Origin of the sequence: Clostridium hominis (assembly GCF_014287825.1) — a bacterium.
Classification (GTDB): Bacteria; Bacillota; Clostridia; order Clostridiales; family Clostridiaceae; genus Clostridium; species Clostridium hominis.
In genome coordinates, this window is sequence record NZ_JACOOO010000037.1 from 136,734 (window position 1) to 158,693 (window position 21,960).

General features: G+C 29.3%; 22 protein-coding genes. 2 read left to right on the forward strand and 20 right to left on the reverse strand.

Going from position 1 to position 21,960, the window contains the following annotated elements:
• Positions 1–71 precede the first annotated feature (71 nt).
• The 18 genes from uvrB to H8S20_RS15960 all read right to left on the reverse strand — a co-directional run bounded on the left by uvrB (position 72) and on the right by H8S20_RS15960 (position 17,112).
• Entirely contained in the window at positions 72–2,039 is a 1,968-nt protein-coding gene (gene uvrB / locus H8S20_RS15875) for an excinuclease ABC subunit UvrB (protein ID WP_032120379.1), read from the reverse strand.
• A gap of 247 nt (positions 2,040–2,286) precedes the next feature.
• Positions 2,287–3,549, reverse strand: a complete 1,263-nt coding sequence (locus H8S20_RS15880) for a PDZ domain-containing protein (RefSeq protein WP_032120340.1) — start codon at positions 3,547–3,549, stop codon at positions 2,287–2,289.
• An 18-nt stretch (positions 3,550–3,567) separates the two neighbouring features.
• Positions 3,568–4,827 (reverse strand): S41 family peptidase, encoded by a 1,260-nt coding sequence (locus tag H8S20_RS15885; protein WP_032120341.1) that lies wholly within the window; start codon positions 4,825–4,827, stop codon positions 3,568–3,570.
• Between the two features lie 126 nt (positions 4,828–4,953).
• Positions 4,954–5,844: a permease-like cell division protein FtsX gene (gene ftsX, locus H8S20_RS15890; protein ID WP_032120342.1), complete on the reverse strand. Its 891-nt coding sequence runs from the start codon at positions 5,842–5,844 to the stop codon at positions 4,954–4,956.
• Positions 5,834–6,520, reverse strand: a complete 687-nt coding sequence (ftsE, locus tag H8S20_RS15895) for a cell division ATP-binding protein FtsE (RefSeq protein ID WP_032120343.1) — start codon at positions 6,518–6,520, stop codon at positions 5,834–5,836. The genes ftsX and ftsE overlap by 11 nt, the downstream gene beginning before the upstream one ends.
• 100 nt (positions 6,521–6,620) lie before the next feature.
• Positions 6,621–7,460, reverse strand: coding sequence for a YitT family protein (locus H8S20_RS15900; protein ID WP_186860699.1), 840 nt, complete (start codon positions 7,458–7,460; stop codon positions 6,621–6,623).
• A gap of 36 nt (positions 7,461–7,496) precedes the next feature.
• The gene (locus tag H8S20_RS15905) at positions 7,497–8,348 is read right to left on the reverse strand and encodes a YitT family protein (RefSeq protein ID WP_186860700.1); all 852 of its coding nucleotides are present in this window, start codon (positions 8,346–8,348) and stop codon (positions 7,497–7,499) included.
• Positions 8,349–8,604: 256 nt separating this feature from the next.
• Positions 8,605–9,549 (reverse strand): transketolase family protein, encoded by a 945-nt coding sequence (locus tag H8S20_RS15910; protein WP_186860701.1) that lies wholly within the window; start codon positions 9,547–9,549, stop codon positions 8,605–8,607.
• A gap of 1 nt (position 9,550) precedes the next feature.
• The gene (locus tag H8S20_RS15915) at positions 9,551–10,369 is read right to left on the reverse strand and encodes a transketolase (protein WP_186860702.1); all 819 of its coding nucleotides are present in this window, start codon (positions 10,367–10,369) and stop codon (positions 9,551–9,553) included.
• 284 nt (positions 10,370–10,653) lie between these two features.
• A complete protein-coding gene (locus H8S20_RS15920) occupies positions 10,654–11,007 on the reverse strand; it encodes a type II toxin-antitoxin system PemK/MazF family toxin (protein ID WP_032120348.1) in 354 nt (117 codons plus the stop codon).
• A 5-nt stretch (positions 11,008–11,012) separates the two neighbouring features.
• Positions 11,013–11,273, reverse strand: a complete 261-nt coding sequence (locus H8S20_RS15925; protein ID WP_032120349.1) for a hypothetical protein — start codon at positions 11,271–11,273, stop codon at positions 11,013–11,015.
• Positions 11,274–11,360: 87 nt separating this feature from the next.
• Complete coding sequence (gene alr, locus H8S20_RS15930; protein ID WP_186860703.1) at positions 11,361–12,521, reverse strand: alanine racemase; 1,161 nt, start codon at positions 12,519–12,521, stop codon at positions 11,361–11,363.
• Between the two features lie 31 nt (positions 12,522–12,552).
• Complete coding sequence (locus tag H8S20_RS15935) at positions 12,553–13,161, reverse strand: germination lipoprotein GerS-related protein (RefSeq protein WP_032120351.1); 609 nt, start codon at positions 13,159–13,161, stop codon at positions 12,553–12,555.
• Between the two features lie 65 nt (positions 13,162–13,226).
• Entirely contained in the window at positions 13,227–14,723 is a 1,497-nt protein-coding gene (locus tag H8S20_RS15940) for an NAD(P)H-hydrate dehydratase (protein ID WP_186860704.1), read from the reverse strand.
• On the reverse strand, positions 14,724–15,095 hold the full coding sequence (gene acpS, locus H8S20_RS15945; RefSeq protein ID WP_186860705.1) for a holo-ACP synthase: 372 nt from the start codon (positions 15,093–15,095) through the stop codon (positions 14,724–14,726).
• A 49-nt stretch (positions 15,096–15,144) separates the two neighbouring features.
• The gene (locus H8S20_RS15950; RefSeq protein ID WP_032120354.1) at positions 15,145–15,474 is read right to left on the reverse strand and encodes a DUF6514 family protein; all 330 of its coding nucleotides are present in this window, start codon (positions 15,472–15,474) and stop codon (positions 15,145–15,147) included.
• A gap of 292 nt (positions 15,475–15,766) precedes the next feature.
• On the reverse strand, positions 15,767–16,129 hold the full coding sequence (locus H8S20_RS15955) for a single-stranded DNA-binding protein (protein ID WP_032120355.1): 363 nt from the start codon (positions 16,127–16,129) through the stop codon (positions 15,767–15,769).
• Positions 16,130–16,257: 128 nt separating this feature from the next.
• Entirely contained in the window at positions 16,258–17,112 is an 855-nt protein-coding gene (locus H8S20_RS15960; RefSeq protein WP_042282332.1) for a YihY/virulence factor BrkB family protein, read from the reverse strand.
• A 156-nt stretch (positions 17,113–17,268) separates the two neighbouring features.
• Here H8S20_RS15960 and H8S20_RS15965 point away from each other — a divergent pair, with 156 nt between their 5' ends.
• A complete protein-coding gene (locus H8S20_RS15965; RefSeq protein WP_032120356.1) occupies positions 17,269–18,150 on the forward strand; it encodes an aldose 1-epimerase family protein in 882 nt (293 codons plus the stop codon).
• A gap of 130 nt (positions 18,151–18,280) precedes the next feature.
• On the opposite strand, the gene H8S20_RS15970 is transcribed toward H8S20_RS15965, so the two are convergent.
• The gene (locus H8S20_RS15970) at positions 18,281–20,569 is read right to left on the reverse strand and encodes an ATP-dependent DNA helicase (protein ID WP_186860706.1); all 2,289 of its coding nucleotides are present in this window, start codon (positions 20,567–20,569) and stop codon (positions 18,281–18,283) included.
• Positions 20,570–20,656: 87 nt separating this feature from the next.
• Positions 20,657–21,247 carry a DUF1836 domain-containing protein gene (locus tag H8S20_RS15975; RefSeq protein ID WP_032120358.1) on the reverse strand — a complete coding sequence of 197 codons (591 nt, stop codon included), beginning with the start codon at positions 21,245–21,247 and terminating at the stop codon, positions 20,657–20,659.
• A 410-nt stretch (positions 21,248–21,657) separates the two neighbouring features.
• Between H8S20_RS15975 and H8S20_RS15980 the strand changes: the two genes are divergently transcribed.
• Positions 21,658–21,903 (forward strand): AbrB/MazE/SpoVT family DNA-binding domain-containing protein, encoded by a 246-nt coding sequence (locus tag H8S20_RS15980; RefSeq protein WP_032120359.1) that lies wholly within the window; start codon positions 21,658–21,660, stop codon positions 21,901–21,903.
• Positions 21,904–21,960: the final 57 nt, after the last annotated feature.

Here is a 21,960-nt window from a genome sequence, read left to right on the forward strand (position 1 = left end):
AATTTTCGACCTTTAGTCTCGAACTTGTGTTTGTATATAATTGTAGATATTTCCTCGGAAATTGTCAATCGTTATTTCTTTAGTTTCTCTATCATATCTCTAAGTTCTGCCGCTCTTTCAAATTGAAGATTCTTAGCCGCATCCATCATTTCATCAGTATATTGCTTAATTAATTTTTTCTTATCCTTAGCAGATAATTCAACTTTTTCACCTGTATTGTAGTCTGAGGATTCCTCTGCAACTTTAGTTGCTTCAATTACTTCTCTAACTTCCTTCATAATTGTCTTTGGGACTATTCCATGTTCCTCATTATATTGATTTTGTATTTCTCTTCTTCTATTAGTTTCTTTTATTGCTCTATCCATAGAACCAGTAATTCTATCAGCATACATTATTACTTTACTTTCAGAATTTCTTGCTGCTCTACCTATAGTTTGTATCATAGATGTTTCTGAACGTAAGAATCCTTCTTTATCAGCATCTAATATTGCAACCAATGCTACTTCTGGAATATCTAATCCTTCTCTTAAAAGGTTAATTCCGATTAGAACATCGACTTCCCCTAATCTTAGACTTCTAATTATTTTCATTCTTTCTATAGTCTCTATATCAGAGTGCATATAAGTTGTTTTTATACCTAATTCAGTTAAATACTTAGTTAAGTCTTCTGCCATTCTCTTCGTAAGTGTAGTTACAAGAGTTCTAAATCCTCTTTCAGTAGTTTTAATAATCTCTGCATATAAATCATCTATTTGGCCTGTAACAGGTCTTATTTCTACTACTGGATCTAGCAACCCTGTAGGTCTTATTATTTGCTCTGCAATATTAGTTGAATGATCTATCTCATATTGAGCTGGTGTAGCCGATACGAATACTACTTGATTTAGTTTCTTCTCAAACTCTTGAAATTTTAAAGGTCTATTATCATAAGCACACGGAAGTCTAAATCCATACTCTACTAATGAGTCCTTTCTTGATCTATCACCAGCATACATTGCTCTTACCTGAGGCAAAGTAACATGACTTTCATCTATAAACATTAAGAAATCATCTGGGAAGAAATCTAAAAGAGTCTTCGGTGCTGTTCCTGGGTCTCTTCCATCTAATATTCTTGAATAATTCTCTATTCCACTACAATATCCCATCTCTTTAATCATTTCTAAATCAAAGTTCGTTCTTTGTCTTAATCTTTGAGCTTCTAACAATTTGTCCTGCGATGTAAGTTCTTTAAGTCTTACTTCTAGTTCATCTTCAATTTTATGTATAGCCTTATCCACAGTCTCTTGTGAGGCAGCGAAGTGAGATGCAGGGAATATAGCTATATGCTCTCTTTCACCTAATATCTTACCTGTTAAGATATCAAACTCTCTAATTTTTTCAATCTCATCTCCAAAAAACTCTACTCTTATACCTTTTGTAGAAGATGATGCCGGCACAATATCTAAAGAGTCTCCTCTAACTCTAAAAGTCCCTCTAGAAAAATCTATATCATTACGTTCATATTGGATTTCTATTAGCTTTCTAATAATTTCATCTCTTTCTTTTTCCATTCCAACTCTAAGTGATATTGTAAGCTTTTTATATTCATCCGGATTACCTAATCCATAAATACACGATACTGAAGCTACTATTATTACATCTCTTCTTTCAAATAATGCAGATGTAGCAGAGTGTCTAAGCTTATCTATTTCATCATTAATAGAAGCATCTTTTTCAATAAATGTATCAGTTTGTGGTACATATGCTTCCGGTTGGTAGTAGTCATAGTACGAAACGAAATATTCTACTATGTTATTTGGGAAGAACTCCTTAAACTCAGAGCATAATTGTGCTGCTAGAGTTTTATTATGAGCCAAAACAATAGTAGGCTTTTGTACCTTTTCAATTATATTTGCCATAGTATATGTTTTTCCTGATCCAGTAACACCTAATAATGTTTGAAACTTCTCTCCAGATTCTATACCATTAGTTAAGCTTTCAATAGCCGTAGGTTGATCTCCCATAGGCTTAAACTTAGAATGTATCTTAAATTCTCCCATTACTTCAACTCCAAACTTTTTATAATCTAATATAACCATTTTACTTTTAATTTTTACCATATTCAAATGTTTTATAAGTGAGCCTCCAAATTTCATATTTGGCTAGGCGAACTTACTCCTACGAATGTATATGAATAGTGAGTTTCCTTTTAAATCTTTGATTTGGTTGCTCGAATTTATTTGTTTCATCAAACTTATATAGCAAAAGAAACTGCCTAAAGCAGTTTCTACATTAATTTTCAACTATTTACTTTTTATTTCTAAGCTCCTCTAGAACTTTCTTTAAATCATCTGCTCCTACTCCTAGTATGTCTTCTTGTTTTACCATTCTAGGTACTAATAAAATCCCTAATCCTTTATTTCTAGGTTGTACCAAATATTCAACAATGTTACCAGCATCTTTTTTTATCTTAATTCTTAACTTAAATATACTTTCTTTTGCAATTTTAAAAATATCTGTTTCTGAATTAACCTCTTCATCATTAATAGCTATAATCTTATCTCCCCTTCGTATCCCAGCTTCAAATGCCGGAGAACTAGGTGCTACTTCAAGAACTGAAATTCCTTCTTCATCACTAACATATATATATTCACCTTTTGCTTCTACTCTCTTTTGATATCTTAAAATACCTTCATAAGCAAGTGGTACATATATTATTGTTAATATTTGTCCTATTATTCCAAGGCTACTTAACTGAGCCACTCCTATTACTGATACTCCATAAATAAATGCTATTAATCCAGAACTTAATGACTTTTCTTTCTTTTTCTTAGTAAATGTAACAGCACTGTATCCTATAATCCCATAGAAAGGTATTGCTGCTATCATTGCTGTAGCTAGTATATTAATCATATTGGTATGATTAATAATTGGCCACCAATTAGGGGGATTCATTGCTGTTCCTGATGATATTTGCCCATTAAAAATCATAAAAATAGCTATAGGTAATGCCCAATATCTATTTAGTGAAAACCCACCTATTATTTTTCCTTCTTTACTTGTAAATACAGGAATTGCACCTCTACTTCCATCTATTATTATTAATACACCTTGAATAACATATATAACGCCTATAAATGTCATAAGAGATAGTATATCAACAGTAATAAATGATTTTTGATTTATCAAGTTAGCTAAAGCATTAAATATCAAGCTCAATATAGCTAATATAGTGCTTGAGTATGCAAAATCAACAAATTTAGGTTTATAAAATAACATTAATATAGAAATCATAAATACAAATTCTATACCTGAATTTTCATTAAAACTTATTCCTAATATACTTAATATTAAACTACCTAATGCCCCTGCAATTATACCTAGTACAATTTGAGATAATGTAAGTTCTAAGGGAGAGTCTAAACTCTCCCCAATAGTCATCTTTTGAACAATTGATATACGTCTATTTTTAAGATAAAACATTATTCCCATAATTATAAGCATAAGCAAATGTAAGGGTTCAACTATAGCTGTCGCTACGGATTTCAAAGTATATATTATTAAATCCATACTAGTCTCCTATTTACTTTACTTTTCTCTTATTATCTCTAAAGCCTTTTGGAATTGTGGGTCTATATCTCTGCTATACTCTGCTTCTAATACTTCTTGTGGAATTTCTACAGTTATCTCTGGAGCTATTCCAGTTCCATGTATATTTTCTCCATTAGGAGTATAATATTTAGAAGTTGTAACCTTTAATCCACCTTCATTATCAGGTAAGCTTATAAGTTGTTGAACTATACCCTTACCAAAAGTATTTGTTCCAATTATCGTAGCAGCTTGATGATCTCTTAATGCACCTGTAACTACTTCTGATGCAGAAGCACTTCCGCCATCTACAAGTACCACTAATGGAGTTCCTAATAAATCGCCACCTTTTGATTTTGAAACTACCTTTTGATCATACTTATCAATTGTATAAGTTACTATTTCACCCTCTTTAATAAAATGAGATGCTATTTCAACACATTGATCTAAGTATCCACCTGGGTTTCCTCTTAAATCTAATATTAGTTTTTTCATTCCTTGTGCTTTTAATTCATTTATTTCATCTGTGAATTTCTGGCTTACTTCTTCATCACTAAATGTAGTGATTTGTACATATGCTGTAGACTCATCTAACATTTCGCCCTTCACTGATTCATTTTTAATTTCAGCTCTAACTATCTTAACCTCAATTGGCTCTCCACCATCTCTTTGAATAGTTAACGTTACTGGTTGACCTTCTTCTCCTCTTACTCTAGCTACTACCGCTTCAGTATTAAGATCAACTACTTCATAATCATCTACTTTTAATATTACATCTCCAGCCTTTAATCCTGCTTCTTCTGCAGGTGACCCTTCGATTGGTGCAATTATTGTAACTTTATTATCCCTAACTCCTAATTGAGCTCCTATCCCATAAAAACTTCCTTGACTAGACTCCATAAAAGTATCAAATTCTTCTTGAGTCATATAAACAGTATATGGATCTTGAACAGCTGATGCCATACCCTTCATGGCTCCTTCTAATAATTTTTGATCATCTATATCGCCATCATATTTTGAATAAATAAGATCTCTTAATGTAAATAAATACTTATATTTTGAAGTATCTCCTACACTAGATAAATCTTCAATAGCTTTCTGAGGTGCACCCTTAAAAATCACTCCATTAATAGCTAATTTATTCCCTAAGTATAGTAATGCTCCATGTGATGCTACTAATGCCACAATTATTAATACTATCCTTAATGCCTTTTTTCCACCTTTTTTAGAGTTATTTTCACCTCTGCTCAAATCCTCCATACCTTATACTTCCTTTCGAAATTGATTTTGAAAATCACTAATATTTTATATTAAAATATTGATATGATGCATCCACTAATGCAGACACATCATATCAATAAAAAATTCCTAGAAAACTAGACTATATTAAACTATTAAGAACTTTCTTAAAGCTGCAATACTTCCTATTGCACCTACAACTACACCACCAAGTATAAATCCACCTAACATAGTAGTTAATACAAATGCCGGGGTAACCAAGTTAATTAAGAACATTGATGATACTATCCACTTAAATACTCCATTATACGCAAAGTATAAAAGAACACTTGATAAGCCTGCTCCTACTGAACCGATTATAATACCTTCAATAACAAAAGGCCATCTAATAAACCAATCTGTAGCTCCAACAAACTTCATTATTCCTACTTCTCTTCTTCTAGAGTAAACAGTTAATTTAATAGTATTCATTATTAGGAATACAGATACTCCTATAAATATTATAAATAATCCTATCCCTACTATTTGAACAACATTAACAAATGAACTTATCTTTTCAATTTGTTCCTTTTGGTTTCTTATACTTTCTACTCCGCTCATTTTTTCTACCGCTTTACTTACAACGTCAGCATAACTTGGGTCATCTAAAGTAACTATGAACGAACTTGGTAATGGGTTGTTTGTTAAGTCATACCCTTCTAGTATGCCCTTATTTTCAGCTAAATTATCCTGTAAGTTTAAAAAAGCTTCATCTTTTGATTCATATGTAACAGCTTTTACACCACTTTGTTCATTAAGCTTAACTTCAATTTCTCTTTGATCTACCATTTTTATGTCATCATTTAAGTATACTCTTATTTCTACTTGAGATGCTATGTCTTCAATACTTTTATTAAAATTTAATGCTAATAAAGTAAATGTTCCAAATATAAAGAATGTTATTAAAACAGTTAGCATTGCAGCAAAACTAATAGTTCTATTTCTTTTTATACTTTTTAGGGCATCTACTATAAAATAGTTAACAGTATTAATCTTCATTTTCGTACATCCCCCTTGAATCATCTCTTACAATATTTCCACTTTCTATAGCTATAACTCTCTTCTTCATAGTATCTACTATGTCTTTTGCGTGAGTAGCCATTACTATAGTAGTTCCTGCAGTATTTATATCCTTAAGAAGATCCATTATTTCCTTAGCTGTTTCTGGATCTAAGTTTCCTGTAGGCTCATCGGCAATTAATACTGATGGGTTATTAACAATAGCTCTCGCTAATGAAACTCTTTGTTGTTCTCCTCCTGATAACTCATTAGGGAACATTTTATATTTATGAGATAATCCAACTAGAGATAATACTGTTGGTACTCTTTTTCTTATTTCTCTTGGTGATGCTTCTACTACTCTCATAGCAAAGGCTACATTTTCATAAACATTTAAGTTAGGAATTAGTCTAAAGTCTTGGAATACCATCCCTATCTTTCTTCTGTAATATGGAACTTGCTTTCTTGTAACATCAGCTAATTTTTTATCTGCTACTATTACATCTCCTGTTGTAGGTTCAACTTCCTTAAGTAACATCTTTATAAAAGTTGATTTACCTGATCCTGAAGGGCCAACTAAAAATACAAATTCACCTGTATCTATTTTAACATTTACATCCGATAGTGCTTTTACATTGTTATTGTATATCTTCGATACGCCTTTAAACTCTATCATATCTACACCTCTCCTCCACATGTTTACCTTATACTATAGGCTTATTATATCATAATAGCATTATTCCACCAAGTTTTAAAGTTTTTCCAGTTAATTTACTTTAATTATAAGATTTAAATCCTTCACCTAGAACTTCTGTAGATTCATTTACTGTTATGAATGCTTCTGGATTTTTTTCTCTGATGAATTTTTTTAATGTTATAAATTGTTTAGTATCTAAAACTGTGTATATAATCTTAACATCACTTCCTGTAAATCCACCTTGTGCATTTAGTACTGTACATCCTCTATTTATATCCTTAGTTATATAATCTAAAACTAATTTCTCCTTATTAGTTATGACAAATACTTGCTTGCAAGTATTAAATCCATCTATAAACTTATCTATTAATATCCCAATCATAACTACACTGAAGAAACCAAATAATCCTTTATCAACACCAAAGGCTCCAATAGCCATTAAACAAACTAATGAATCTGTAATAAGAACTGCACTTCCTACACCTATTGCTGTATATTTGCTTATTATAGCCGCTATTATGCTAGTTCCTCCTGTTGATGCTCCCTCATTAAATACAATAGCTGCTCCCATAGCTAAAATCCCTGATCCAAAAAAGCTAGCTAAGAATAAATTCTCTGTTAAAATTCCTGGAGTAAAAAAGTTTTCAATAATGTACATAAATACAGAAAGCATTATAGTTGCATAAATACTTTTAGCTCCAAATGATTTTCCTAAAACAAGAAACGCTAATCCAAATAATAATATATTAAGTACAAATACAACTAAACTCGTACTAATTCCTGTAACACTATTAACTACAAGTCCTATACCAGATACCCCTCCAGAAGCAATATCATTTGGAAAGAAGAAATATTCTAATGCTATAGCTGTTAACGCTATTCCAATAGTTATAAGTAAATACTCCTTAAATTTTTTCATCTGTAACCACCCATCCCATCATTAATTATTCATCTCTTACTCTTCATCAATACCTTTAAAACCTTCTCCCATAACCTCATGAACTTCCCCCACAGTTATGAAAGCATATTTATCAACATCTGATATGAACCTTTTTAATTTTATAAATTCATTTCTACCTAATATAGCATACAAAAGGGTAGTATCTTTCCCAGAAAATCCACCTACTCCATGTATAAAAGTACAACCTCTTTCAAGCTCTTCTAATATAAACTTACTTATCTCTTCATTTTTAGGACTTATTATTGTTACTTCTTTACATACATTGAAACCAGCTATAACTTTATCAATTGCAAAGCCATTTATTATTACAGCTAATAATGAATATAGTCCTGCATTTATACCAAAAGTAATTGCTCCTAATAATGTTACGAAAAAGTCTACCATTAGTAAGCCCTTCCCTATATCAATATGCATAAATTTATTAAGTATCTTTGCAATAATATCTGTTCCACCGGTTGATGCATTTGCATTAAATACTATAGCCATACCTAATGCAGAAATGATAGTTCCAAAAGCTGTAGCTAACATTAAATCGTTAGTTATATTAAAAGGAACAAACTTTTCTAAAAAATATATAAATCCTGACAATACTAAGCTTGCATATATACTCTTACCACCAAACTTACTTCCTATAATCAAAAACGCAACTACATATAATATAGCATCCATTATAAGCATAATAATTCCTATTGGTATATATGGCAAATAATTATTTATAACTATCGCTAATCCAGTTATCCCACCTGCTGTAATATTATTAGGCTCAAAAAAATAAACAACTGATATTGCTACTAATAATACTCCAATAGTTATTAATCCAAAATCTTTTATTTTATCCTTGCTCATAATTCCTCTCCTTCTCAACTAATTCATTTTTATTAGTTTTACTCATTTATACCCCATTTATCCAAAATATTCTAAAATAAGATAACAGTCAAGTTATATTATTTAATAATTTAATAATTTTTCTCTTTATAATTTGTAATTAAAGGAAAATAATTACTAAGCTTTTATCGCTTATTTTCTAAATATTAAATTATATTAATAATTTTTCAACTACAAAAGACTGCGATTATAAACCGCAGTCTTTTGTTATAAATATCTATTTTTTTAAAGCAATTGCCTTTTTAACTTTAGTTACTATCTCTTCTGACGTTAAGTTATAAGCCTTTAATAATTCGTCTGGTTTACCACTTTCTCCAAAAGTATCTTTAATTCCAACTCTTAAAACTGGAACTGGATAATTTTCAGCTAAAACCTCAGCTACAGCTGATCCTAGTCCACCAATTATGCTATGTTCTTCTGCAGTAACTACTGCGCCAGTTTCTTTTGCAGCTTTTATTATTAATTCTTCATCAATAGGTTTTAAAGTATGGATATTTACAACTTTAACATTGATGCCTTCTTTAGTTAATAACTCTTTTGCCTCTATAGCTGTATCAACCATTATCCCTGTAGCAAATATAGTTGCATCAGTACCTTCTGAAACTACTACACCTTTGCCTAGCTCAAACTTATAAGTAGCTTCATCATTAATAACATTAACTGCAGCTCTACCTAATCTTACATAACAAGGTCCATTATATTCTGCTATAGCTCTAATAGCAGCTTTAGTTTCAACATCATCACTTGGAGATATAACTACCATATTTGGTATACTTCTCATTAATGATAAATCTTCAACTGATTGGTGAGATGCACCATCTTCACCAACTGTTAATCCAGCATGTGTAGCACATACTTTAACATTTAGTTTTGGATAACATATTGAGTTTCTGATTTGCTCAAAAGCTCTTCCTGCTGCGAACATAGCAAAAGTACTTACAAATGGTACTTTTCCACAAGTTGATAAACCTGCAGCTACTCCCATCATATTTCCTTCAGCTATCCCCATATTTAAAAATCTTTCTGGACAAACAGCTTTAAAATCAGCAGTTTTAGTTGACTTAGAAAGGTCTGCATCTAATACTACTATGTTACTGTTTGTATTTGCTAATTCAGCTAATGCTTTACCGTAAGATTCTCTTGTTGCTATCTTCTTGTTCATATTATCTGTCCCCTCCAATTTCAGCTAAAGCTTTTTCACATTGCTCTTTGCTTGGTGCAGTTCCATGCCATCCAGCTTCATTTTCCATAAATGATACACCTTTACCTTTAATAGTTTTACAAATTATTGCAGTAGGTTGACCCTTGTGATTCTTAGCCTTTTCTATAGCCTCTATTATTTCATCAATGTTATGACCATCAATAATCATTACATTCCATCCAAAAGCTTCAAACTTTTTATCTATAGGAGTTGGATTCATTACCTTTGTAATATCCCCATCTATTTGTAATCCGTTAAAATCTATAAATGCAGTTAAGTTGTCTAGTTTATAGTGAGCTCCACACATAGCAGCTTCCCAAACTTGACCCTCTTCTAATTCTCCATCACCTAAAAGAGTATATACTCTGTAATCTTTATTATCTAATTTTCCTGCTAAAGCCATACCAACAGCTGTAGATATTCCTTGACCTAATGATCCTGTAGACATATCTATTCCTGGTAAGCACTTCATGCTTGGATGTCCTTGTAATCTTGAACCAAATTTTCTTAATGTCTTTAATTCTTCTACATCAAAAAATCCTTTTCTTGCTAATGCGCTATATAAAACTGGTGCTGCATGACCTTTTGATAATACAAATCTATCTCTATTAGGATTTTTATCATCAGCTGGATCTATATTCATTTCTTTAAAGAAAAGAGTTGTTACTATATCTGCTGCTGATAATGACCCACCTGGGTGCCCTGATGCAGATTCTGTTAACATAGTTACTATGTCTGCTCTTATATTTTTAGCCATTAATTTTAATTCTTCGGTATTCATAATTTTGAACATCCTCCTTTATGTATATAAAAGTATAAATCTATTATATGTAAAATCTTTAAAAATATTTTACCATAAATACTAATCACTGTATACTATATAATTTCAAAAAGTATACATTATTTGTTCATGATTCTTATATTGTATATCACTTTGTGCTATTAATTAATCATTTTCTCTATTAAAATATACAATTATCACTTATATAAATCTATTATCTATAATTTTATAAAACAAAAGCAGAGCAATTATGCTCCGCTCAAAATTTAATAAATAATAAAGTATTAAATCAATCCTATGCTAATAAGTAATGCTCTATCTACCTTTTTCATATCAGCATCTGTCATATGCCCTATTTTCTCTTTCAGCCTTCTTTTATCTAATGTTCTGACTTGCTCTAGCAATACAACCGAGTCTCTATTTAATCCATACTCTTCAGATGAAATTTCAACATGGGTTGGAAGTTTAGCCTTATTAATTTGAGATGTAATAGCAGCTACAATAACTGTTGGGCTATATTTATTCCCAATATCATTTTGTATTATTATCACCGGTCTAATTCCACCTTGCTCAGAGCCAATAACAGGGCTTAAATCTGCATAAAAAATATCCCCTCTTTTTACAACCATAGTCGTCATTAAATTCACACTCCGCAAAGCCATTTCTCATATTCATTAATACTGTCAAATTGATAATGTAAGGTTTCAGGTGACGACTCAAATAATTCAGAAATCTCTAAATTAATATTAGACATCTCAATATATCCATTTTTCATTAATTCATAAAATTCTATATTATTTTCGCCTTCGTTATATCTTATTAAATCTTTGCCGATAAATTTCCTATTTTTTTTAAATTGTAACTTATTTTTATTTTTTGATTTATTACTAAATAATTTTGACATATTTCGCCTCCTAAGAGTGCATATTTTCTACTATAAGAAAATTATATTGCAAAATATGTCAATTTGTAAATAGAAATGTCTTTATTTTTATAAATAATTTCTTACATTTACCATTTTTCCATCTTTAATATAAATTCTAGGAACTCTTCTCCCTATCATACACAGTATTTCATAATTAATAGTATCTAGTATTTCAGCCATATCATCAGCATTATTCTTTATTCCATTATCTTCGCCTAATAATATGACTTCATCTCCAACATTAACTGGACCTATATCTGTAACATCTACCATGCATTGATCCATACATATCTTCCCTACTACTGGAGCTAACTTACCATTTATTATTACTTGAGCTTTTCCGTAAAGCCCTCTAATATATCCATCTGCATATCCTATAGGTAAAGTAGCTATTACGCTATCTCTTTCAGTCCTAAACTTTCTTCCATACCCTATGTACTCACCTTTTGGAAGTTCCTTTACATGAATAACCTGACATTTTAATGATAATGCTGGCATTAATTTTAACTTATCTTTATTTATATAATCTGATGGATAATAACCATAAAGTATTATCCCAGGTCTTATTGCATTATAATGCGCATCTTCTATATCAATAATAGATGCACTATTTGAAATATGTTTTACTCCTAAGTTTACTTCTCTTTTCTCTATCTCATTTATAAAGGAATTAAATTTTTCTATTTGATTATGTGCATAGCTTTTATCTTCTTCATCTGCATTTGAAAAATGTGTAAATACTCCTGTGATTTTTAAGTTGATTAATTTACTAATTTCTACAACTTCTTCAACACTTTTTTTATTAGGTAAAAATCCTATCCTACCCATACCAGTATCAACAGCTATATGAATTTTTGCTATCTTTCCTAAAGCCTCTGCCTTTTTAGATAATTCTTTAGCATAATCTAAAGAGTAAACAGTTTGTTCTATATCATTATTTATTAACATTTCTGCAAATGATACATCAGTATATCCTAATATTAAAATAGGTACTTTTATCCCTGCTTCTCTTAGCTCTAAAGCCTCGCTTAACGTAGCTACAGCTAGTTTGTCAGCTCCACTTTCTACAAGAATAGGGGCTACATCTATAGCCCCATGTCCATAAGCATTAGCTTTAACAACTGCTATAATTTCTTCAGCATTAATATTTTTCTTTATTTCATTTATATTATTTATAATGTTATCTAAATTTACTTCTGCCCATACTGGTCTAATATTTACATCCATTTTATCAACACCTCATATTTATTATATCAAACTATAATAAACTATCATCTATTTGTTTTACTTTTTTAAAATCCTTAAATATTATTCTTAGTGTATCTTCACCATCTTTGTTATACACAATTATTCCTATAGGCGTTCTATTCTTTTTATCTACAAACAATCTAGCTATATTTAAATGTTCATTATCTAAAAACAATTCTAAATCAACTTGTATATAAACTGTATCTCCCCATTCTTCTTGATCTTGTTTTAATGAATCACTTTTAATTGGGAATGATAATATTTTATTCATAAACGCTAAAGGATGTAATACATCTAAACTTTTATCTATTACATAGTCTGAGTTAGATATATTATCTATAACTTGGATACCATCGTTTTTGTAGACTTTAACTATATCTTCTCCAAACTCTACCCTTACGCCTTTATCCTTCGAATAATACTGTACTGTATCTTCTCTTTCTTCGCCTCTGCTGTTTTTAATTATATATTCTACATTGGCTTCATAGCACTTTATATCTTTTAAAGATTTTATAATTTCCTCATTTGTTGGAAGCATAACTCCTCTAAAGACAATAACTAATAATATTGAAATAAAAGGAATACATAATAATACTGCGATAATAATTTTTTTCTTCATAAATCCTCCACTTACTAATATTTCATTATTACTAATATTAAGTAATCTTCAGATTTATTCGTATTTTACATTATTATATTATGAATAATAGTTGAAATACCTTCTATTATTTCACTTGCAGTTATAGAATACTTACTTTTACTTACTATTTCTCCAGCTTTCCCATGAACATATGCACCAATTAATGCACTTTCAAGAGGACTGTGTTTCTGTGCTAATAATGATACTATCATTCCAGTCAAACAATCGCCAGAGCCACCAGAGGCCATTTTACTATTACCAGTGGTATTTATATATACTTTTTCACCATCTGTAATAACCGTATTATAACCTTTAAGTAAAACTATACTTTCATATTTCTTAGCATATTCTTTAGCAATATTTATTCTATCGCTTTCTACTTCTAAGATACTCCTACCAACAAGCCTAGCCATCTCTCCAGGATGAGGTGTTAAAATCATTCTCCCTTTTAATCTATCTAAGATTTCAGGCCTTCTTGATAATATATTTATCCCTTCAGCATCTATAACTAAATGACAATTACCTTTTTTAGAAATATATAATAGAAAATCTTCATATTCCCTACTACTTTGCAATCCAGGTCCATATGCTATAGCATTTGCTGTTGTTATTAACTTCTCCACCTTTTCTTCTTCATTAAAATTAGAAGTCATGGCTTCTATTAACATTCCGCTTAATATATCTTGTATATCTTTAGGAGTTACTAATGTAGTTAATCCTGCTCCGGTCTTTAAACAAGCTTTTGTAGCTAAATAAGCTGCACCTGTAAATCCTTTGCTCCCAGCAAAAATTACTGCTCTCCCATAATCACCTTTATGTCCATATATTTCTCTTTTTCTTATAATCTCTTTATAAGAATAATCTTCTAGGATAGTTATTCCTTCATTTATACTATCTTTTACTTCATCAGGAATTCCAATTGGAACTACCTCAAGATCACCTAGATATTTAAATGAATTGTAGTTTATAAATCCTAATTTTACTACTTCAAAAGTATATGTAGTTTTTGCTTTAATAGCCCCTCCCATTGGATTTCCAGTGTTACAATCTAATCCTGAAGGAACATCTATAGCTATTATATCTTTTTTACTATCATTCATAGCTTCTATTACTTCTTTATAAAATTCATTTAATTCTTTATTTATGCCTACGCCAAATATGCTATCCACAATTATTTCATTAGAATTTATTACTTCTTTTAAGTTATGTATATCACTTATGTCTTTTATAAAAGATATTTTACAGTTCATATTGTCAATTATGTCGTAATTAATATTAAAATCATTACTATAATTTTCTCTAGGACTTATAATAACAAAATGAACTTCCTTTTTAGCTAATACAAGTTTTCTACCAATAGCAAGTCCATCTCCACCATTATTTCCAGTACCACAAACAACTGTAAAACTTTTACCTAAATCTTTAATTCTTGAAAATACCTCATTTGCTGCATTTTCCATTAGAACAATACTTGGAATACCTACTATTTCAATAGCTTTTTGATCTACTATTCTACAGCCATTTCTACTCATAACATACATCTATCTAACCTCCATAGTAACAAATGCAATTGCACAAGTTTTATTATGTGATATAGATATATGAAATATAACTTCTTCATATTCTAGAAACTCCTTTACCTTATCAGAAATATTAACTATAGGCTTTCCAAGTTCATCTCTAAGAACCTCTAAGTCATTAAAGGCAAAACCTCTAAACCCTCTTCCTATAGCTTTACTTATAGCCTCCTTAGCAGCAAAGTTCCCAGCTATACTTTCAGCCTTCATGGCTTTACTTTTAAACAACTCTATCTCTTTTCCTGTAAATGTCTTTTCTAAAAACTTAGGTGTTCTTTCTATGGCTTTCTTTATTCTTTCAATTTCTATAATATCTGTTCCAACTCCAAGTATCATGCTATCACCTCTTATGTATCTATTCTTCTATACATAATCATTATAACAATTACATACTTCCAACTAAAGATTCAACATCATTAAAATCTTCTATACATTCATCAACATATGATCCTATAACATCTATTAAATGAATAGGTGATACATTATTTTTGTATAATAGTTCTAATATACTTCTAACTTTATCTTCTTTTGTTGAAATTATATCTACTGAATCTCTTTCAATATTTACTAAAACATCTTCTCTTAAATCTTGTCTTTCAACCTCAATTCCAAAAGCTTGTCCAGTCTTTGTTTGACATTGAGTTAATCTGTAGAAGTACATAATCTTTTTTCCCTTATTTTCAATAGCTAAACTTAATGATTCTACTATCTTCATAGCAATACCTCCTTAACATATTTCATATTAATAAAGATATCACATTATTTTTTTAAATTATGTCAAAAATTGTTTCCTGTTTAACTAAAATTTCCTTACTAATTCTACATAAAATGTTGTTTTAGAATAATTAATATTACATTTTTCCATGTTATATGTAAATATAAAGCAATTTTTATTTATTTATTGTCGAATAACATAACAGATAAATTAAAAGACTGATAAAAAAAGATCTATAAACTACTTTTTTAGTAATTTATTCACTCTTTTTTTACAGCCTCTTTTATCAAATTTATTGAGTTTCTATATTCATATCTTCATCACTTCTATCAATTCTTCTATTACCGACAAATTTAAAATCCTCTGCAACTACTTCAGCTATATACTTCTTATTTCCAAGCTTATCTTCATAGCTTCCGGTTCTTAATCTACCACTTAAACTAATATAGCTTCCTTTTCTCATATACTTACATATTACTTCTGCTTTTCTACCCCAAATAGTGACTGGTATTAAATCAGATTTTCTTGTTCCATCAGCTGCTTTAAAATTTCTTTCAACTGCAACTATGAATCTAGTAAATACCTTCTCACCATCTTCTATAGTCTTTAGTTCAGGGTCTTTAATTAATTTTCCTACTAAAACTATTTTATTCATTTAATTCCACCTCCTGAATATTACTTCTTTGATTATGCCCAACTTAATTTATTCTATACATTACATGACTACTTTTTAGCTATTAATCTTTTACTAAAAAAGAACTATGCCACGCATAGTCCTTTAACTTATTTTATTCTCAAATTATTTTTTCGAATTACGAGGACAGAATTTATCTCTCCGCCTAAAATTAATATTATTGATGATATATAAAGCCAAGTCATCAATACAAAGACAGCCCCCAAGCTACCATATAGCCTTGAATAATTACTAAAGTTATTTATATAAAATGAAAACCCTAATGAAACTATAAGCCATCCTATTGTACTAACTATAGCTCCTGGGAATGCTTCCCTCCAGCTTATTCTTTTAGCCGGCGTATATCTATATATTCCTGCAAATATACAAATCATTATAGTTAAAACCATAATATATCTAATCAAATTCCACAGCTTTCCTATAAGTGCATTATACGGTATATATGAAATCAATAAATCACCTATTAGATTTCCAAATACTAATAATACTAATGCTACAACTATAGTAAATGCTAAGGCAAATGTACATATTAAAGCTATTATTGCTCTCTTTATAAACGATCTATTTTCTTTTAAATTATATGCCTTATTAATTCCTTTGGTAACAGCTCTAAAAGCAGAAGATGCTGCCCACATAGATAAGACTATAGATACTCCTAATAATCCTGTATATTGATTTTCTACAACCTCTACTATAATGGTAGATGTTAACTCAAAAACACTACTAGGAAGTATAGCACTTAACCCCTCAATTATTTGCATGGAATCCAACTTACTAAAACCTATTATTGTCATCAAAAATATTAAAAAAGGGAAAAATGATAATATTAAATAATATGCTAACTGTGCTCCTAATGCGAAGATATCATCATTCTTAACCTTAATAATAAAATATATCATAAAATCAAAGAAAGACCTCTTCTTAATTCTGTTCTCTTTGGACATAAATTTCACCACATCTTTATAAATAATTTGTTATTCTATTATATAATAGTTTTTACCAAAATTTATTATACTTTTAATATTTTTATTTTTCTATCTTAATTATTTAATAACTATGTTGTATAATTCAATTAAATAACAATTTTCGGGGGTGTAATAATGTTACAAGTAATAGAAAACGATTTTTTAAAAATATCTTCATCAACACACGGAGGAGAACTTCACAGTATACAAAGCAAGAAAACTAATACTGAGTACTTATGGAATGGAAATCCTGACTTTTGGAAGTACCATGCTCCAATCCTTTTCCCTATAGTTGGTAAAGTTAAAGATGGTAAATATAAAGTTGATGGTAAAACATATGAACTTCCTCAACACGGTCTTGCTAGAGTTAGAGAATTCTCTCTTAAAAATTGTGAAGATAATAAACTAACTTATGAATTAATTTATTCAGAAGATACGCTTAAAGTTTATCCTTATAAATTTTCTTTATACATTTCATATGAATTAATAGATAATAACCTTAAAGTTTCTTATAAAGTAACTAACCTAGATGATAAAACTATTTATTTCTCAATAGGAGCTCATCCTGGATTCATGTGCCCTATAAAAGATAATGAAAGTCTTAATGATTACTACTTTGAATTTAATAAAAAAGAAACAGCAGATCTAATGACTTTAGATATGAATGTAGGATTAATATCTCATAATACTATTCCATATTTAAATAATGAGAATACTATACCACTTCATAAAGAATTATTTAAAAATGATGCATTAATATTTAAAAACTTAGACTCTAACTTAATTAGTATTAAGTCAAAAAATCATAATCAGTCACTATCAATGGATTTTACAGGTTTCCCTTATATGGGATTATGGGCTATGCCAACAGGATGCCCATTTGTTTGTATAGAACCTTGGTTTGGTCATGCTGATTTTGTAGACTTCGACGGAGAATTAAAAGATAAAGCAGGAATTCAATTACTTGAAATCGGAAAAGAGTTTAACTGCTCATACAGCATAATAGTAACAGAGTAAAAGCTCAAAGAAATTCAATTGAAAATTATAAATGCTAAATGATAAATTAAGGAGGAAACTGCTTAATCAGTTTCCTCCTTAATTTAGAATTGAAAATTTGTAATTGTAGATTAAATAAAGTGCTCCGCACTTATTTATATGATTCTAATTCCCACTCTTGTGGTAACATACTTCTATATTTAAAATTGTTGTATCTATTATCTACTAAAAGAACTCTTCCTTTATCTGTTTCTGTTCTTATAACTCTTCCTGCTGATTGCAACACCTTATTTATCCCTGGATAAGCATATGCATAATCAAATCCATTTATCCCAAAGTATTCTCGAATTATATCATTTTCTATAGATACCATAGGAAATCCTACTCCTACTATAATAGCCCCTATAAGTTTATCTCCAGGTAAATCAACCCCTTCTGAAAACATACCACCTACAACTGAAAAAGCTGCTACATTAGCTCCCCCTTCAAATTTATTCAAAAACTCCTCTTTATCACTCTCCGAAAGTCCTTCCCCTTGAACTATAGTGTTTTCTTCACCATAAATTTCGACATATCTTGAATAAACTTTCTTTAAGTATTCAAAGGAAGGTAGAAATATCATATAATTTCCTTTTAAATCATTTATAAAACCATTAATAATTGTGCATAACTTATCTATATTATTATATCTATTCACATATCTCATATCTAATGGGTATAAATATGTTGATAAATTCTCTTTTTTAAACGGAGAACTAAATTTAACTCTAAAACTTTCTTCATTTCCACCTAATAAATCTATATAATATTTAACCGGAGATAGAGTAGCTGAAAAAACTACTGTTGAACAAGAACCATTTATAACTTCACCTATATTTTTAGATGGATCTATACAAAATATCTTTATAGAAAACTCATTCTTATCCTTCTTTAATATTGTTGTATACTGTTCTGAATATAGTTCACTTAAAGCAACAAAACTTCTTACTTCATAATAAAAATCTAATATTTCTTCGTATCCATTAGTATTTTTACTTTTTACTAAGTACTCATCAGATTCAGCTATAAACAATCTAAGTAGTTTTATTAATTCTTTATATTTAACATTATGATATAAGACATTAAGATTTCTTTCTTCTAACTCTCTTCTTATTTCAATTAACTCTTTATTTATGCTATTAACTACCTTATATAGTTTAGGAACTCTCCCTTTTAATAACCTAGTTACTGATAATACCTTGCTCTTAAAAATCTCTCCACTATACATATCTCTAGCTCTGTTAACTAAATTATGAGCCTCATCAATTAAAATTATATTTTTAGAATTATCATCTTCAAAAATTCTTTTCAATTTTGCTCTAGGGTCAAAAGCATAATTATAATCACATATAATCCCATCACACCATAGTGATAAATCTAAAGACAATTCAAATGGACATACTTTATATTTCCTTGCATATTTCTCAATTACAGTTCTAGAAAATGTACTTTCTTCTTTTAATACTTCACTTATTACTGAATTAATCTTTGAGAAATAGTCTACTGCATACGGACAATCATCAGGGTTACATTTAACTTCATTATTTATACAAGCTTTCTCCTTTGCTGTAATAGTTATAAATCTAAACTTTAAACCGTTGTTAATAAGCCTTGTATAAGCTTCTTCTGCAACTACTCTGGTTATAGTTTTAGATGTTAAGTAAACTATTCGTTCCCCTCTTCCTTCTCCTAAATTCTTCACCGAAGGAAATATAGTGGAGATAGTCTTTCCTATACCTGTTGGAGCTTGAGCAAATAATAAACCGCCTTGCTTTATTGAACTATAGCAATTAACCGCTAACTCTCTTTGCCCTTTTCTATATGTTTCAAAAGGGAATTTCAAATCTTTTATGCTCTTATCTCTTTCAATCTTAAAATTTTCTCTTAATCTAACTGTATCTATATATTGGTCTACTATATTAAATACAAATTCTTTTAAAGACTCAAAAGAAAATACCTTTTGAAAACTCTTAACTTCATTTGTATTCAAATTATAATAACTTAATCTTATTGAAATATTATCTTCTTCATTATCCTTACAATAGAAATACCCATAAAACTTACTTTGTGCCCAGTGCAATGGATTATAATCTTCTTCTATATATAATAAATCTCTATAAGTAGATTTAATTTCTTCTATTATAATTTCATCATTTTCTTTTATTATTCCGTCCGCTCTACCTTCTACTAATAAAACAATATCTCCATAATCAAACTGCCCTTCCATCTTAACTTCTTTTTCATATTCCACATATATTTTAGCATTATCACTTTGAAGCTTTCCGTGAGCTATAGTTCCTTCTATAGCTCTTGTTCTAGATACATGTCTATCATCAAGACTTCCTTGCTGTAAAATATATTCAACTATTCCTCTTACAGATTCTCTAACTACTAAACTCATGTTTAATCCCTACCTAAATTTAATATATTTATTATATCAAATTTTGATTATAATCATAATAAAAGAACTGCCTAGTTAAGACAGTTCTTATTCTGAATGATACTCATTTACTATTTTTTGAACTAACTTCTTAATTGCGCTTGCTTGAGCAATTAATGTCATAACGACTACAAAAGTTCTTATACTATTTTCGTCTTTTTCATCTAAATCAAGTTCTTTTATTACTTCAGTTAATTTATCTTCGTCTAATGCTGGGGTATTTAAATACTCTTTAAAACTATTACTTTGGGTTTCGACAAAAATTTTATATGCCGTTTCCCAGGCAATAATATCATCTGATCTATCATTTATATCATTAAATGCTAGTCTAAATACCTTTTTTATTTCTTCAGTAGTAAGTACTGGTCTCATAAAACTCAATAATACAAGTTGAACCAAATGAATTTTAGTATATCCTCTTTTCTTACCATCTTCCGGCTTACTAATTACTTCACTTTTAATATAATTTTGTACTATATTATTAGTATATTTATCATCTACAAACTTATCATTTAAAAAATCTATAACTTGTGATAAGAAAAGGTCATACTTAGGTAAATCGTCATATGATATTGTCGAATCTTTAGAAATTTCTTCCGCCAATTCTTTTATATAGTTATCATCCATTTTATCAGCCATTTCTATTCACCTCACCTTTTATTTCTTTATTATATTATATAGTAAAAAAAAACTTATTACAAGTTACTTTTTCCTTTTTATGTAATTATTTTTGTTCAATTCAATATTTTCTTTTTATTCGTCACATTTTTTACCAATTTTTTTAAATTTTTTTTAATTTCTTATCAATTTTAAAACTTTTTCACTTCAAAACAAGTAGACAAGCCATTTTTCGTGGTATACTTTTATTACATATTTTTTAAAAACGCCCTTGACTTTTCAAAAATATGGTAGTATAGTTTATTTATGAATTTATTTAGAATTAATATTCTATATAAATATTTTTTTTTATGTTTTTGTATTGACTTTAAATTACAAATTTGTTAATATTAAACTGCAAAATGTCGAAACTTGTTAAGGAGGAATTTAAAATGAAATCAACTGGTGTTGTTAGAAGAGTAGATGAACTAGGAAGAATAGTTATTCCTATAGAATTAAGAAGAACTTTAGATATAGCTGAAAAAGATGCTTTAGAAATTTATGTAGATGGTGAGCAAATAATCTTAAAGAAATACGAGCCTGCTTGTATCTTCTGTGGAGATGCTAGAGACGTTGCTAACTACAAAGGAAAAAATATCTGTAAAAACTGCTTAAACGAGTTAAAGTCAGATAGATAGTTTATATACATACTTAAAAAGGAGCTATTGCTTAAATGCAATGCTCCTTTTTTTAAT